Source organism: Streptomyces antarcticus, from assembly GCF_026627255.1.
Lineage (GTDB): Bacteria > Actinomycetota > Actinomycetes > Streptomycetales > Streptomycetaceae > Streptomyces > Streptomyces antarcticus.
Genome location: NZ_JAPNLM010000003.1, coordinates 40,607 through 55,372 on the forward strand (window position 1 = coordinate 40,607; position 14,766 = coordinate 55,372).

The 14,766-nt window shown below is 73.4% G+C and carries 14 protein-coding genes; 1 reads left to right on the forward strand and 13 read right to left on the reverse strand.

Features of this window, described 5'->3' with window-relative positions; translation table 11 throughout:
• Positions 1 to 22: 22 nt before the first annotated feature.
• Genes OTB16_RS06175 through OTB16_RS06215 form a run of 9 tightly spaced genes read right to left on the reverse strand, consistent with a single transcriptional unit; the run spans position 23 to position 8,872 of the window.
• On the reverse strand, positions 23 to 769 hold the full coding sequence (locus OTB16_RS06175) for a maleate cis-trans isomerase family protein (RefSeq protein WP_267718870.1): 747 nt from the start codon (positions 767 to 769) through the stop codon (positions 23 to 25).
• Complete coding sequence (locus OTB16_RS06180) at positions 770 to 1,468, reverse strand: hypothetical protein (protein WP_267718871.1); 699 nt, start codon at positions 1,466 to 1,468, stop codon at positions 770 to 772. It abuts the gene before it with no gap.
• Positions 1,465 to 2,313, reverse strand: a complete 849-nt coding sequence (locus tag OTB16_RS06185; RefSeq protein ID WP_267718872.1) for an SDR family NAD(P)-dependent oxidoreductase — start codon at positions 2,311 to 2,313, stop codon at positions 1,465 to 1,467. Before OTB16_RS06185 ends, OTB16_RS06180 begins: the two co-directional genes overlap by 4 nt.
• Entirely contained in the window at positions 2,310 to 3,284 is a 975-nt protein-coding gene (locus tag OTB16_RS06190) for a hypothetical protein (protein ID WP_267718873.1), read from the reverse strand. Before OTB16_RS06190 ends, OTB16_RS06185 begins: the two co-directional genes overlap by 4 nt.
• Complete coding sequence (locus OTB16_RS06195) at positions 3,281 to 4,072, reverse strand: hypothetical protein (protein WP_267718875.1); 792 nt, start codon at positions 4,070 to 4,072, stop codon at positions 3,281 to 3,283. Before OTB16_RS06195 ends, OTB16_RS06190 begins: the two co-directional genes overlap by 4 nt.
• Positions 4,073 to 4,076: 4 nt before the next feature.
• Positions 4,077 to 5,267, reverse strand: a complete 1,191-nt coding sequence (locus tag OTB16_RS06200; RefSeq protein ID WP_267718876.1) for an aromatic ring-hydroxylating dioxygenase subunit alpha — start codon at positions 5,265 to 5,267, stop codon at positions 4,077 to 4,079.
• Positions 5,268 to 5,321: 54 nt separating this feature from the next.
• Positions 5,322 to 6,305 carry an alpha/beta hydrolase family protein gene (locus OTB16_RS06205; RefSeq protein ID WP_267718877.1) on the reverse strand — a complete coding sequence of 328 codons (984 nt, stop codon included), beginning with the start codon at positions 6,303 to 6,305 and terminating at the stop codon, positions 5,322 to 5,324.
• The gene (locus tag OTB16_RS06210; protein WP_267718878.1) at positions 6,302 to 7,105 is read right to left on the reverse strand and encodes a hypothetical protein; all 804 of its coding nucleotides are present in this window, start codon (positions 7,103 to 7,105) and stop codon (positions 6,302 to 6,304) included. Before OTB16_RS06210 ends, OTB16_RS06205 begins: the two co-directional genes overlap by 4 nt.
• A 9-nt stretch (positions 7,106 to 7,114) precedes the next feature.
• Positions 7,115 to 8,872: a nitrilase-related carbon-nitrogen hydrolase gene (locus OTB16_RS06215; protein WP_267718879.1), complete on the reverse strand. Its 1,758-nt coding sequence runs from the start codon at positions 8,870 to 8,872 to the stop codon at positions 7,115 to 7,117.
• Positions 8,873 to 8,982: 110 nt separating this feature from the next.
• Here OTB16_RS06215 and OTB16_RS06220 point away from each other — a divergent pair, with 110 nt between their 5' ends.
• Positions 8,983 to 9,294 (forward strand): Dabb family protein, encoded by a 312-nt coding sequence (locus OTB16_RS06220; protein WP_267719225.1) that lies wholly within the window; start codon positions 8,983 to 8,985, stop codon positions 9,292 to 9,294.
• Here OTB16_RS06220 and OTB16_RS06225 read toward each other — a convergent pair.
• Genes OTB16_RS06225 through OTB16_RS06240 form a run of 4 tightly spaced genes read right to left on the reverse strand, consistent with a single transcriptional unit; the run spans position 9,267 to position 14,759 of the window.
• On the reverse strand, positions 9,267 to 10,754 hold the full coding sequence (locus tag OTB16_RS06225; RefSeq protein WP_267718880.1) for an aldehyde dehydrogenase family protein: 1,488 nt from the start codon (positions 10,752 to 10,754) through the stop codon (positions 9,267 to 9,269). The genes OTB16_RS06220 and OTB16_RS06225 overlap by 28 nt on opposite strands.
• Positions 10,751 to 11,953, reverse strand: a complete 1,203-nt coding sequence (locus tag OTB16_RS06230; protein ID WP_267718881.1) for an FAD-dependent oxidoreductase — start codon at positions 11,951 to 11,953, stop codon at positions 10,751 to 10,753. Before OTB16_RS06230 ends, OTB16_RS06225 begins: the two co-directional genes overlap by 4 nt.
• A complete protein-coding gene (locus tag OTB16_RS06235; RefSeq protein WP_267718882.1) occupies positions 11,950 to 13,479 on the reverse strand; it encodes an aldehyde dehydrogenase family protein in 1,530 nt (509 codons plus the stop codon). The genes OTB16_RS06230 and OTB16_RS06235 overlap by 4 nt, the downstream gene beginning before the upstream one ends.
• A complete protein-coding gene (locus OTB16_RS06240) occupies positions 13,476 to 14,759 on the reverse strand; it encodes an acyl-CoA dehydrogenase family protein (protein ID WP_267718883.1) in 1,284 nt (427 codons plus the stop codon). The genes OTB16_RS06235 and OTB16_RS06240 overlap by 4 nt, the downstream gene beginning before the upstream one ends.
• Positions 14,760 to 14,766: the final 7 nt, after the last annotated feature.

Consider the following 14,766-nt stretch of genomic DNA (forward strand, 5'->3'; position numbering starts at 1 on the left):
CGGGGGCTGTGCGGACGCGCCGTCAGTGCTCGCGCAGCAGCGTGCCGAAACCGTGCAGCGTGTCACGGCAGCCGTTGTCCCGCAGCGCCATCCACCACGTGGCGGCGTTGATGGCGATCACGGGCAGGCCGAGCCAGCGCTCCGCCTCGTCCGCGAGTGAGACCATCGACAGGTTCGTCCCGCACTGCACGATCGCCTCGACGCCCGGCAGTGCCGCCAACTGCACGAGGGCGGTGCGTAGTTCTGCCTCCGGTACATGGGCGATGGACACGGCCGTCGGGCAGCGCAGGCCCTTGATGCCCGCCACCTCGAAGCCCAGCTCGGTGAAGAACCGGTCGACGTTGGCGTCGCCGACCGGCTGGTACGGGGTCACCACGGCGATGCGCCGTGCCCCGAAGAGGCGCAGGGCCCGCTCGCAGGCCTCGGCGCCGGTGGCCACCTGGAGGCCGGTGATGTCGTGGATCTGCTGGACGAAGGCCCGGTTGCCCTCGACGCCGCCCCAGAAGGTCTCCGCGCTCATGCCCATGACCATGTACTCCGGCTCGCAGGTCAGCACCCGCTCGCAGGCTGCGCCGATTTCGTCGCGGATCTGCTCCAGCAGCCGTTCCATGCCGGAGTCCTCGGCCATGTTCTGATCGCGGATGTGGATGCGCGAGAAGTGCGCCGTTACACCCGGTACGGACATGCGGGAGAAGTCGGGTTCGACGATGGTGTTGGTGCTGGGGGCGATCACGCCGAACTTGCGCCGCCAGCCGAGACTGTCCGTCATTCACGCCGCCGATCGGGTCGGGGTGGTGGGGGATGGGGGGAGAGCGCGGCGGTGGCGTTTCGCCAGCCGCCACGCGAGCAGGGCGAAGGCCCCCTGGGTAAGGGTGTTCGCCGACTGCTCCACCCACTGCAGCGCCACGCTCTGGTCGGGACGGGCCGCCAGCGGCCCCAGTACGTACATGCCGGTGAGCCAGAGTCCGCCCGCCGTCGCCGCCGCGGTATCCCCGTGGGAGCGGGCGAGCAGGATGAGCCGGACGCCGCAGACGGTGACGGCCACGATGGTCAGCACCATCAGCGGCGCCGTCGACCCGAGGAGCAGCCCCGCCGCGCCGGCGGCCAGCCAGACCGCGGCGAACCCCCACAGCGGCGGAGGCGTCCGGCCGGCCGCCGGCTCGCGTCCGTTCGCGGGCAGCGTGAGCAGCGCGTGGGCGAGCAGCAGGAACCCGGCCGACAGGCACGGGAACAGCGCCTTGTTCATGACCTGGACGTTGGGACCGTCCAAGGCCACCACGAGCTTCCAGGTGGCCTTCGAGAGTCCGCCGAGGAGGACCAGCGCCGTCCCCGCCGCGGCGATCCGGCCGGTGCGCACGGCGTGGCCGCGCAGCGGCCTGACCAGCAGGGCGGCCCCGACACCCGTCAGGAGGACCGGGACGAAGTCCTCCACCGCGAGCGACAGTGGATAGTCCAGGGCCGCGTTCACGAAGTCCCCTCCTGCTCCTGCGCGGCCGACGATGCCTCGGGCAGCGCCTCCGGCAGGACCGACCGCTTGCGCAGCGCGGCCGCGGCGAAGCGCCCGGCCGCCTTGCGGCGCGTCAGCCACGCCACCCGGCCGCCGTTGGCCGTACGGTCGGCCAGCACCCGCTCCGCCAGCCACGGGGTGACCGTCTCCACCCGGTCTGCCAGGATGTTGAGCACGGCCCGCGCCTTCGCGTACTCGTCCGGGGTGTAGTCGTGCAGCAGCAGGTCGGTGACCACGATCCCGGGCGACAGCAGCAGCGCCCGGACGTCGTGGGGGCGGGCGTCAGCCTCCTTGCGGAGGTCGGCCGCCAGGGCGCCGGTGAGGTAGCTGACGGCGCGCTTGCTCGCCCCGTACACGCTGAGCCCGGGCATGATCCGCCCGTCGGAACCGAAGCCCTCCATGTTCCATACGCGGCCGCTGCCCTGGCGCAGGAAGCGCTCCGCCGCTACGGCGCTGCCGTTGACTACGCCGCGCAGATTGACCGCCGTCACGCCGTCGGCCTCGTGCGGGCCGAGGCTCCACAGCGGTCTGCGCGCCGTGGTCGCCCCGGCGTTGTTGATCCACACGTCGACCCGGCCGAAGGCCTCCTCGGCCGCCGTCCACAGGCCGGCCACCTGATCCCGGTCGGTCACGTCCGCCACATGGCCGACTGCGTGCGCCCCGCCCCCGAGGCTCTTGAGTGCGGCCTCCACGCCCGCCGCGTCCCGCCCGCAGACGGCGACCCGGCAGCCGCGGTCGAGGAACGCCCGGGCCAGCCCGTGCCCGATGCCGCGGGTACCGCCGGTGATCACCACGGTCGAGGTCATGACGCGGGCTCCCAGTCCAGTACCCCGTGGAGGACCGCGGACAGCGCGTTCCCGCCGAACAGCTCGTACGTCACGGCCATCCGCCCGCCCGCCGCCATCGCGGGGCGCGCGTCGAGAACGAACTCTCGCCCGCGCACGCGGTGCACGTCCCCGCCGGTGAAGTGCCACAGCGGGAAGTTGGCCCGGCCGAAGGCCTGCGCGTTGCCCCAGGCGTCCGGGCCCTCCCAGAACTCGCGGGTGCCGTCGCGGCGGCGCTCCACCGTGAAGGACCGGTCCAGGCCGGCCCCGCGCCAGGTGACGTGGTGCCGCGCGCGCAGCAGGTCCACGGGCCGTACGGCGATCTCCACCTCCACGTCCCCCAGGTGCTTCTGCTCCGCGCTCCACAGCTCGCACGAGCCCGTGAAGCTGCCGGGCCGCTTCGTGGGCAGGATCCACGGCACCGGCCCCGCGCCCGTCTCGGCCGCCACGTGTCGCGCGACGTGTGCGCGGGTGGCCTCGTTGTCCGCGTGGTCGGTGGTGCGGACGTACACGCCGTTGAAGCAGCCGATCACGGTCCAGCCCTGGTGCAGCACCGAGGAGTAGACCTGGGTCAGCCCGTCCGGCAGGACGTGGTTCCAGGTGTTGAGGGCCACCTGCCAGCCGGGCCCGTAGTAGTGGGCGTCGACGAAGGAGCCGTAGGGCTGCCCGCTGCCGTGGAAGTCGGGCCCGGTGTAGAGGCGGTTGTCGTCGGCGTCGCTCACCGCGAAGGCGAACGGCGCGGCGAGCTGGAACCGGCCGGCGAGCGGGCCGCCCTGCAGGAGGCCGCCGTCCATCCGGTAGATGGTCTCCCCGTCGGTGAACTCGGAGGAACGGCGGATGTCCTCGTACCCGCACCAGGTGCCCTGTGCGTCGAACAGCGAGGGCCGGCCGTGCCATTCCCCCGCGATGCGCTGCTGCCACTCGCTCGGCACGCGCCCGGAGCCGCCGCTCATGCCCCGGCCTCCTCGGCCGGCAGTCTGCCGGTGGTCAGCAGCCCGCGCAGGCCGTCGGTGGCGGCCGTCCCCAGCAGCCGGTCCACCTGGGCCCAGACGGGGTCGATCTCCCGGCTGAACAGGGCCTGGCGCAGCCGCCGGTCGCGTACCGCCGCGTCGCCCTCCTTGGCCTCGCCGGCGGCGCCGGCCGGGAAGGCGCGGGTGAGTTCCAGCCAGTGCCGCAGGTACGCCTCGGCGACAGGGGTGATGGCCCGCAGCGCGGCCTCGTCGGCGCGGTGGACGAGCATCCACGGCGACATCAGGGAGCGCTGGCGGGGGCTGATCGCCGCCGGGGCGAGTCCCGGTATCTCCGAGGCCCGGGCGAACGGCGCCGTGAGCGGCCCGTACACGAGGTCCGCGTACGCGGGGCTCATGGCGAGGTCGACGCGCTGGACCAGGTCCAGGTGGAAGGCGTACCCGCCGCCCGCCTGGACGGAGTCGAGGGTGAAGTGCGGCAGCGGGGAGTCCGCGGCGCCGAAGGCGAACACCATGTGGCTGTCGAGGCCGAAGGCGGGCACGACCAGGGAGACGGTGACGACCGCGTCGACCCCGCCCTGGCCCCCGCCGCGGAAGTACCGTACGGAGCCCACCGGATCGGGGGTCGCCGGGTTGGTCAGCGCGGCCCAGGGCGTGGGCCGCTCTTCGAGCGCCGTCCCGGCCAACAGCGCGTCCAGGACGGTTCGGGACAGCCGGGCGGCGGGGGTCGCGCCGTCCGGGGCGGCGTCGGGTGCGGGTGCTGAGGACGTCATGCGACTACTCCTTCTCACTGGCCGGTGCCGGGGACTGGGCCCCTTCGACCGTCGGGTGGAATCCCTGGGCCTTCTGCTCCCAGGCGCGGGCCAGCTCGGGGACCGCGCGCCGGCCGGGGGAGGCGATCACGGTGGCGCTGCGCGCCGGGACGTCGCCGATGATGCGGTCGGCGTCGCTCACCGCCCAGCCCTTGGCGGCGAGCTCCTGGCGACGCCTGCGGTAGGCGACGGAGATCATGTCTGAGCGCAGGTGCAGCTCGGCTCCGAGGTCGGCGGGCAGCAGCTCGGGGCGGGTCCCGTCCACGACCGGGGCGTCCTGGTCGAAGATCCCCAGGACCCGCTTGCGGGCGTTGTTGTCCGCCCAGCCACCGGTGAAGAAGTCCCGCAGCGCCACCCACTTCACCAGGGTGGTGGTCTCGTCCACGGGGATGTTGGTGTCGTAGATGATCATGTTGCCGAGCGGTAGCCGGACATGCAGTTTGATCATGTTGGGCAGCATCCAGCCCGCCGTGGTCACTACCGGCGGCCGGTCCTTGCCCCGGGACCTGTGGTCCGTGTACAGCTTGGCCCACAGCCCCTTGGCGGCGGGCGGGTTCAGGGCCACGGTGGCGAAGGCCGACCACTCGTCGGGCTGCTCGACCGTGTACTCCTCGACCTCCGGCCGGTCCGGGTTGCCGAAGGCGCCCGCGTGCACGAAGGGGGTGTGCGCGATGTCGCAGCCGTTCTCCAGGATCCGCTCGTAGTTGGAGTGCCACAGGTATTCGCCGGTCACCGCCTTGAACCGGCCGCCGTCCTGGACCAGGTCGTCGAACTCGGGCCAGTGCGGGATCGGCGGGCGCTCCTCCTCGGGCAGATCGCCCAGGAACACCCAGACGAATCCGTACCTCTCCTGCACGGGGTACGAGTCGACCCGTGCCTTCTTCGGGATGCCACGGCCCGGCTGGTTGGCGGGAATCGTGGTGCAGGCGCCGGCGGGGTCGAAACGCCAGCCGTGGTAAGGGCACACCACGCAGTCGTCCTTGAGAGTGCCCGCCGACAGCGCGGCCCCGCGGTGCGCGCAGAGGTCCGACAGCGCGACCGGGTTCCCGGCCGCGGTGCGGTACAGCACGAGGGACTGGCCGAGGCAGACGACCTTCAGCGGCTTGCGGACGACACGGTCGCAGAACTCGACCGCGTACCAGAAATTCTTGAGCATCGGATGGGCACCTCGCGCTCCGCTAGCGTTTCGACAAGGAAAGAGGAGTGGACATCAGCGGCGCAGCACGGAGACCAGTCCCGGATGCGGCGGCGCCAGCAGCGCGCCGTAGGCCCTGGTGTCCGCGGGGGACGGCCGCTCAGGGAGGGATGCCGCGCAGAACGCGGCCGCGAGGCGGCCGAGGAGGGCGCGCGCCTGGTCCCCGCCCGCCTGCGGCGCCTCCAGGAAGCTCCGGGCGCTGGTCGCGTCCACGGGATCGCAGATCGTGAAGTGGCCCGCCCCGGCGATCTTGACCCAGGCGTGCGCGCCGCCGGCGTCGGTCAGGGCGTCGTGGAAGGTGCGGGCGACGGGGTCGGCGATGGCGGCCGGGGCCGCTCCGTAACGGTCAGTGCTCGCGGCGACCACCCCGTCGTGCTCGCCGGACATCAGCAGGACCGGAACGTCCGCGCCCACCGGCAGGACCGTCCCCGGCGGATGGCCGAGGGCCGCCGCCACCAGCGTGTGGGCGCCGTACGTGAACACCCCGCGCAGCCCCGGTACGTGGGCGGCAGACTGCAGCGCCACTGTGCCGCCGGCCGAGTGGCCGCCCACCACCACCCGCTCCGCGTCCAGCAGACCCGCCAGCGGGGAGGCGGGGGCCCGTTCGGCCAGGGCGGCGAGCACCGCGCCGATCAACGGCGTCGTCGCCCGGCTGCCGTACGCGCCGGGGCCGCAGGCCTCCAGGTCGATGCCCGGCGTCACTCCGTGGCTCCCGCCGAACAACTCCCCGACCAGCTCGGGCGTCACCACGACGAAGCCCCGGCCGGCCAGCAGTACGGCGAGCCACCGGTAGGAGTCGGCGGGCACGTTGATGCCGGGCAGCAGCACGACGACCGGGAACGGGCCGCTCCCGGCGTCGGCCGCGACCACCCCGGTCAGCCGCTCGGCGTCGGACCCGGTGGCGCGGGCGGGGTAGAAGACCCGCAGGTGCGCGGTGTCGAAAGGCTCCTTGAGACCGGGCACCCGGCAGGCCCACCAGAGGGAACGGACCTCGTTCACGAGGGCCTCGGCAGGCCGCGGTCGCCGCCCCACAGGGCCCGTACCAGCCGGTCGGTCATCCGCTCGCCGAAGTACCGCACGGCCATCACGTTCGCCGGGTCACGCTCCACGATGTTGCGGCGGACCGCCAGGTCGGCGCCGGCCAGCTCCTCGCGCTCCCCGGCCGGCACCGCCTCCGCCTCCTCCACCCAGGCGAGCCAGCGGTCGACGTGCTCGTGCAGCAGGCGGCGGACCAGCTCGATGTGCCGCGCGTCGCGGGGCATGGAGTAGCAGTAGGCGGTAGGGGAGAGGCTGCCGCGGATGAACCCGGAGCGGCTGGTGAACCACGACAGGTCCTTGTACTCCTCGCGTACCGCGAGCCACTCCTCCTCGGCGGGGGCGTAGTAGCGGTCGTAGTAGTCGCCGTCGGCCACCAGGCTGGCACGCGGCACAGAGTCGAGGTAGAACCAGCCACCGGGCCAGCACAGCAGGGCGATCCCCAGGTGCGGGACACGGACCTGCGGGCCCAGCCAGACGGTGAGGTGGAGGTTGACGAAACCGTGCTCGGGGTCGCCGACCCAGGAGTGGATCATCCAGTCCACCTCCGGGCCGCTGAAGCCGGCCAGCGAGCCCCGCGGGCCGCCGGTCTCACCGAAGGACTCCAGTTCCTCGGTGGAGGGGTCCCGGTGCAGTTCGAAACGGGCCGCGATCTTCTTCTTGAGCTCGCCCAGCAGCTCCTGCCACTGCACGAAGGTCTCGGTCACATCGGTGGCCGGGGCCTCGTCCGTCATGTCCTGTACAGCCTTGAGTGTCTCTGACACGTCGCTCCTTCACTGACCGGGTAGGGGGTGGGGAACGGGGCTCGGGGCCGGAGCGGGAGGCCGCGGAGACACCAGGGCCTCCGCCAGCTTCCAGGGGCGACCGTCGACCAGGTCCGTACCGCGCGACACCAGCCGCCTCTCGGCCTGGCGGGGGCGGACCGGGGCGAGGGTGAGGCCGGGGCCGGCCGCCGTGGTGGCGGGCGTGCTGATGGTGCCGTCGAAGGGGCTCTCCCGGGAGCGCCACAGGCCGAACTCCACGGGCAGGGCGTGAACGGCGCCGGCGCCGTGGCCTGCGGTGACGAGGTTGATCCGGTTCTCTGCCGCCCGCTCGGGCAGACCGAGGGCAGTCTCCCAGGGCTCGGCCGTGCCGAGGCAGACCGCCGCGGTGTCCACTCCCATAAGCGCTGCGAGGCGGAGCGTCTCCGGCTGGGCGGCGTCATCGCCCAGGACGACCGCGACCCGGCCCCAGGGCGTGTCGTGGGTGAGCAGCGCCTCCGCTTCACCCGCGCGGGCCCAGCCGTCGTGCCGCCTGCTCTCGTGCAGCTGGCGCTGGGTCAGCACCGGCCCATCGCGGTCGAGCAGCACGGCGCCATGACCGTCTGGCAGCGGGATCGTACAGGCGAGGTACGCCGGACTGCCCTCCAGCGCGGCGCGCAGGGCCAGCAGGACGGCCTGGCCCTCCTCGGTATCCGGCCGCCGCGGGCTGGTGCGAACGCCGCTGGGGTGCCAGAACAGTTCGGGCAGCACGATCAGCGCCGCGCCGCGTCCCGCGGCCTGGCGGGCCAGTCGCGCGGCGTCCGCGACGGCTGCGGGGCCGTGGCCGGACGGCCGCACGACCGCGGCTCCGATCTGCTCGGCACGGGTCCCGGTGAAGGTGGGGGCGGTGGCGGGCGGGGAGGCGATCGGCAGGTAGAGGTCGGGCCGCCGCACCGCGAACACGTCCGTGCCGTCCGTCCGGCGCTTGTCGGCGGCCGCGGCCGGCCGGATGTCGGCGACCACAACAGCCTCCCCGCGCCGGGGACCCTTGGCGACGACCGTGCCGTCGGGAGCGACGATCTGGCTCTCGCCTGCCCCGTCCAGGGCCTCGGGCGGCACCCCCATAGCGGCGCTTATCGCGCCGATCCGGTCGGTCGGGAGCAGCGGTCCGACCTTGTTGGCCGCGATCACCCACACCCGGTTCTCCGCGGCGCGTACCGGGATGTGCAGCGCCGCCTCGTCCAGGGCAAAGGAGTTGAGGCTGTTGAGCAGCAGGTGCGCCCCGCGCAGGGCGAGCCCCCGGCACACCTCGTGGATCACTCCTTCCATGCACGAGTACAGCCCGACGGGCCCCAGGGTGGTGGCGATGACCGGTCCGGCCTCGATGGCGGGGTCCAGATGGTCGTTCTCGCTGCCCATCAGGACCTGTTTCTCCGCCGTTCCGGTCAGAGCGCCGTCCGGCCCGTAGAGCATGCTGGCCGCCGTGATGCGCTCCGCGCCAGGGCTCCCGGAGGTCAGCGTGACGTGGATCTTGACGTAGACGCCGCGGCGGGCGGCGCGTTCGGCCACCGGCGCCAGGAAGTCGTCCCCCGGCCGGCAGGCCGCGGCCAAGGCCTGCTGCCGGTCGTCGTACCAGGACAGGTGATTGCAGAACTCCGGCAGGACCACGAGAATCGCGCCTTGCTCCGCCGCGGCGTCGATCATCCTGAGACAGGCGGCCAGATTGGCCCTCCGGTCCCGGCCCACGGCGAACTGGGCGGCCGCGACGCGGAACGTGCGCGCTTCGTCCATGGTGAACTCCATTGGTTCCTCTAGCGGAACAGCGTTTCCCGAACATACACTCGGTGGCCCCATCGCGACAGGGGAAGCGACATCGAGCAGAAGGAGCAAGTGCCTTGCTGGTGCACGTCGTTCTGATGCGATTCACTGATCCCGCCCACGCCCCGGAGGCCGCTGAAAGGCTGCGTAGCCTCGACGGCGCCGTACCCCAGATCCGGTCCCTGAGCGTCGGCCTCGACGTCACCGGCTCCGACGTCTCCTACGACCTCGTCCTCACCACCCGCCACGCGGACGCCGGCCAGCTCGCCGCCTACCAGCGGCACCCCGAACACCAGGCGCTGGCAGCATGGCTGACCCCGCTGCTCGCCCACCGTGCCGTCGTCGACCACCTGGAACCGACACGTCGTCAAGTTCCGGGACCGCCGACCGGATAGGCCCCCGGCGCCATGCCCCCGCCCCCTGTCCGGAAGGCGGCCGGTGCGTGCGTGAGCACCGGCTGTACGTACTCCATCAGCCCCTCGGCACCGTACTCGCGGCCGTGTCCGCTGCCCTTGACCCCGCCGAAGGCGGCGCGCAGCGCCATCCCCGTCCGGTTGTGGGTGTTCACGAAGCGGAAGCCCGCGTCGAGCCGGGCCGCCAGTGCGAAGGCCCGTGGCTCGTCGGCGCTCCACACGGATGCCGCCAGGCCGTACGGTCCGGCGTTGACCCGGTCGACGAGCTCGTCCTCGTCCTCGTAGGCCAGAACGGGGAGAGCCGGGCCGAACTGCTCCTCGTACACCAGCGGCGCGTCCTCCCTGAGCCCCAGCAGCAGCGTGGGACGCACGAAGTGTCCGCCGGAGAGGTCCGTACCCGGCTGTACGGTCCCCAGCTCGACGGCGCTGCCGCCGCGCGCCCGGGCGTCGGCGATCAGCCCGCGGACCCGGTCCGCGGACGCCGCGGAGATCACCGGCCCCACGGTGGTGCGGGCGGCCAGCGGGTCCCCCAGCCGCAGTACGCGTCCGGCCGCCGCCACGTACCGCTCCACGAAGGAGTCCAGCCCTGCTCGCGGCGCGTAGATCCGCTTGGCGGCCATGCACACCTGACCGGCCGTCGCGAAACTCGCCAGCACCAGCCGGTCCATGTCCGTGTCCGTCAGCGTGGCGTCGTCCAGCAGCACAGCGGCGTCGTTTCCGCCGAGCTCCATCGTGGCCGGTGTCAGCGCCCGCGCGGCGGCCGCGCCGACCGCCCGGCCGGCCACCGCCCCGCCGGTGAAGGACAGCTTGCCCACATCCGGATGGCCGGCGAGCCGCAGCGCGGCCTCCGCGTGTCCGTGGCATACCCGCACCGCGTCCGGCGGAAGTTCGCGGGCGGCGCCCTCCAGGAACGCCGAGACGGCCAGCGGGGCCAGCGGCGACGGCTTGACGACCACCGTGTTGCCCGCGGCGAGCGCGGGGGCGAGCTTGACGGCGGTCAGGATCACCGGGGCGTTCCACGGGGTGAGCGCGGCGACCACCCCGTACGGCCGGAAGTCGCGCTCCAGCCGGCCCTGGGCGTCGTCGACCGTGCGCCGCGCCAGCAGCGGCGGGGCGTGCTCGGCATACCAGCGCAGCACGGCGCAGGCATAGCCCACCTCGCCCCGGCAGTCGGCGAGCGGCTTGCCGGACTCCCGCGCCAGCAAAGCCGCGAGGTCCCCGGTGGAGGCCTCCAGTCCGGCGGCTATCCGGGTCAGCGCCGCCGCCCGGTCCGAGCCGGCCGTACGGGCCCAGCCGGGCGCCGCGGCGGCCGCGGCCTCAACGGCGGCGTCCACCTCCGCTCCGGTGTGGAGCCGCACGCTCCCCACGGGGCGCGCCGTGCACGCCGGATTCTCCACCGTGATGGCCGCCCCGATCCCGCCCGCCTCCCCCGGCAGTGTCACCGCGACCACCGCACGCCGCGCAGCGAGTCGATCATCGAACTGCGCAGCAGCGACCGCCGTGCCGCCACCGGGTCCGCGGCCGTCGCCCGCAACTCAGCCGCGAGCGCCGCCCGTTCTCCCGGATCCCGGATGCGCAGCCGCTCCCAGTTCCCGTGCGTCTCGGCCCCGACGTAGCGCAGCGCGCAGGCGCGGCGTTCCTCGGCGCAGTCCGACAGCTCCTCGTCGGACCCCGCGCCCGTCACGAGGTCCGCAAGCGCGCGGCCCATCAGTACGGCGTCGTGGATCCCGCTGTTCATGCCCATGCCGCCCAGCGGGTTGTTCACGTGCGCGGCGTCCCCGCACAGCAGCACCCGGCCGCTGCGAAAGGTCCCGGCCACCCGCTGGTGGACGCGGTAGAGACTGGCGTGGGCGAGGGCGGGGCCGCCCGGATGCGCGGTGATGTCCAGCAGTCGGCCGGGCAGGCACGCCAACTCGCTCCGGTCGGACGTGCCGGCCGGCGTGGGCAGCAGGACCCGCCAGTGGTCGGGGGTCCGCAACAGCACCATCCACTCGTCGGGATCCAGCACGTAGGCGATGGGTGCCAGGTCGGGCAGGACGGCGCCGGGATCCTCGTCCAGCGAGGCGACAAGGAACCGCTCCGGGTAGGTGATGCCGTGGAACTCGGCCCCCACCGAGCGGCGTACGGCGGAGTGCGCCCCGTCCGCGCCCACCAGCCAGCTGCCGAGCACCCTGCTCCCGTCGGAGAGGACCGCGCAGACGCCCCGCGAGGTCCGCTCCACTTCGGCCACCCGCGCCCCGAAGCGCACCTCGCTGTCGGGAAAGCGGCCCAGCGCGTCCACGAGCAGCGGCGTCAGCTTGTTCTGCTCGCACTGGAGCCGAAAGGGGTACGGGGTGTCCTCGGACAGCAGCGACAGGTCGAGGGTCGCGACGGGCCCGGTCCGCCGGTCGCGGAACTGGAAGGAGCCGGCGATCAGCCCGCGCGCCAGGAGCGCGTCCACGACGCCCAGTTCGGCCAGCATCTCCAGCGTGGGCGGATGGAAGGTGGAGGCCCGGGACTCCGTCGCCAGCTCTGCCCCCGCCTCCAGCACGGTCACGGGCACGCCCCGGCGGGCCAGGACCAGCGCGGCCGTCAGGCCCACCGGGCCGGCTCCCGCCACGAGGACCCGGTCGGCGGCGGGCGTCTGCCGGGTGGCGGTCACCGGTTCTCTTCCCGCCCGTGCGCCGTGCGCGGGGTGAAGTCCGCTTCCACGCCCGTCACCCGGGTGCCGGTGAAATGCAGCAGGGTCTCAGCGCTGCCCTCGTCGACCAGGCCGGACGCCCCCCAGGCAGGGCGGGGCGTGTCCAGGTGGAGGCTCATCACCGAGGACCCGTTCACCTTTACCTCCCCGGCGGTGATGCGGGCAGCCACGCGCAGCCCGTCGTCGGGGTCCGCGGCGCACACGTACCCCTCCAGGCCGTAACCGGTGGAGTTGGCGAGGTGTAGGGCCTCCTCCTCCCGCTCGTAGGTGTGCACGGCGGCCACCGGGCCGAACAGTTCCCGGCGGGTCGCCTCCTCGGGCGCTCCGGTGATCAGCAGCGGGGCGAAGTGGCTGCCGCGTTCCGGCACCTCGGTCCACGTGTGGGCCTTGGCGCCGGCGGCGGTCAGGGCGTGCACGCCTGCCGTCATGGTGGCGTGGTGGCGGGAGTGGGCGAGCGGTCCGTAGCCGGTGCCCAGGGCCAGGGGGCCGCCCGCCCGCAGTGCGGCGAGCTCGCGGCCGGTGGCGTCCAGCACCTGCGGTGCCAGGTCGGCGGGCAGGATCAGCCGGCCCAGCGCCCGGCACCACTGGCCGTTGAGTGCCGTCAGCAGTTCGGCGGCCATCCGGCCTGCTACCGCCGGGTCGGATCCCGGCAGGACGAGCAGCGGGTTGTTGCCGCCCAGTTCGAGCTGCACGGGCTTGAGGGACTGACCGCAGACGGCGCCGATCTTCCGGCCCGCCTCGGTCCCCCCGGTGAAGGAGACGACGCGGATCCGCTCGTCGGCCACCAGCCGGGATCCGGTCGCGGCGTCCCCGTGCAGCAGTTGCAGGACGGCCGTCGGCGCCCCGGCCGCCGCCAGCCCCAGGGCGGCGGCCTCCACCAGCAACTGGGTTCCGTACGGGCTGATTTCCGGAGCCTTGATGACCACCGGGCAGCCCGCGGCGAGCGCACTGGCCGCCTTGTGGGCTGCCATCGGCGCGGGGGCGTTGTAGGGGAGCACGCACAGGGCGGGACCGAGCGCGGCGCGCCGCACCAGCACCGGGTGGCCGCCGTGACCCGTGACCGTGCGCCGCAGCAGTCCGGCGCGCAGCTGGGCCGCCGCGATGTGGAAGGCCCCCGAGAGGATGACCCCCAGGCGGGTCGTCTGGGCGAGCGGTACACCGGTGGCGAAGGCCTCCGCCGCCACGATGCGCTCCACCGATCCTTCGACCGCGGCGGCCGCGCTTTCCAGCGCCCGGGCGCGGTCCTCGTCCGGCAGACCGCACCAGGCCCCGGAGCGGTGGAGCGCGGCGGCCGCCGCCAGTGCGGTTTCGACCCGCTCGGCGGAGCTGGCGAAGGCCGGCCGGATCCGGTCGCCGGTGTCCGGGTCCTCCAAGTCGAAGTCGAGGCGCAGCTCGCAGGGCTGCCATGTCCCCTCAACGAAGTCGCTCGTGGCAGGCAGGGTGACGGGCGCGCCGGCGGAATCGGGGAGACGGGGTACGAGGGTCACTGGCTCTCTCCGAGCGTAGCGAACAGCGCGTTCTCCTGCGCATCGGTGGCGATCTTCGCCGCCTCCAGGCGGCCACGCTCGGCGGGGAAGGTCATCACGAGGCCCATGGCCAGGTCGCGCAGGGTGCGGCCGATGACGCCGTCCAACCGTGCCTCTGAGGTGCCAGACGCCTTCAGGGCGCCCAGGGCGACGCCGAAGCAGGCCTCGGTGACCGCGCCCTTGCCCAGCCGCCACTGGCTGAACACCTCTGACTTGGGCCTGATCGGGGGCTCGGAGGTCTCCAGTTCGAGCTGGCGCCGCAGCCACTGGTAGGCGGTCTCCAGGTTTTGGGTCATGTCCCCGATGAGGACCTGGTGCATGGGGGAAGAGGCGATGGGCCGGCCGGTGTCGGCGAAGGTCTTCCTGGTCAGCAGGTCCAGCGTGTAGTCGTAGACGGCCTGTGCGGCGCCGGTGTAGACGGCTGCGATGGCGAGCTGATTGCCCACGAAGCTGCCGCGGCTTACCTGGAGCATGCGCGTGAAGGCCCCCGGCACGGTCAGGGCGTCGCGGTCGGCGACGAAGACCTCGTCGAGCCGGATGCCGTGGTTGGCGCTGCCGCGCATGCCGAGGCCGTTCCAGTGCGGGCGGGAGGACACCCCGGCGGCGTCGCGCGGCACGAGGAACATGGCCAGGCCGTCCGCGGTCTGCGTCTTCTCCAGCCGGGCGGTGACCAGGTAGATGTCGGCGACTCCGGTCGCGCAGCCGAAGGACTTCTCACCGGTGAGGACCCAGCCGCCCTCGGTACGGGCGGCTGTGGTCGCAATGGATATGTTCGCGGCGGCGCTCTTGGCTGACTCGCTGGCGAAGTTGGCGAGCCAGGAGCCTGCCGCCATCGTGGTCAGGACCCGCTCGGCGAAGGCGGTGACGGCGGGCGTCTCCTCCTGGGTGAACAGGCCCGCGCGGATGGCCTCCAGGGGCAGCAGACCGCGCGAGGCACTGGTGTTGTGGAAGAAGAAGGCGAGCGCCGTGGAGGGGCAGGCAGTGCCCATGGCGTAGGTGGCTGCCGCGAGGTCGCGCAGACCGCCCCCGATCCCGCCGTACTTCTCGGGCACGACGAGCCCGAGCAGGCCGGCCTCTCGCAGCAGCCCGGTGTGACCCGCCGGGAAGGCGGCCTGCGCATCGGCGTCGGCGGCCGCCGCCCGCAGGGCAGGCAGTACGGATTCGACGCGCTCGGCGCGGGCCCGCTCGGCCGGCGTCATGCGGTCGACGAGGTGCGCGCCCGTGAGTTGCTGCGTGGTCATCGGCGTG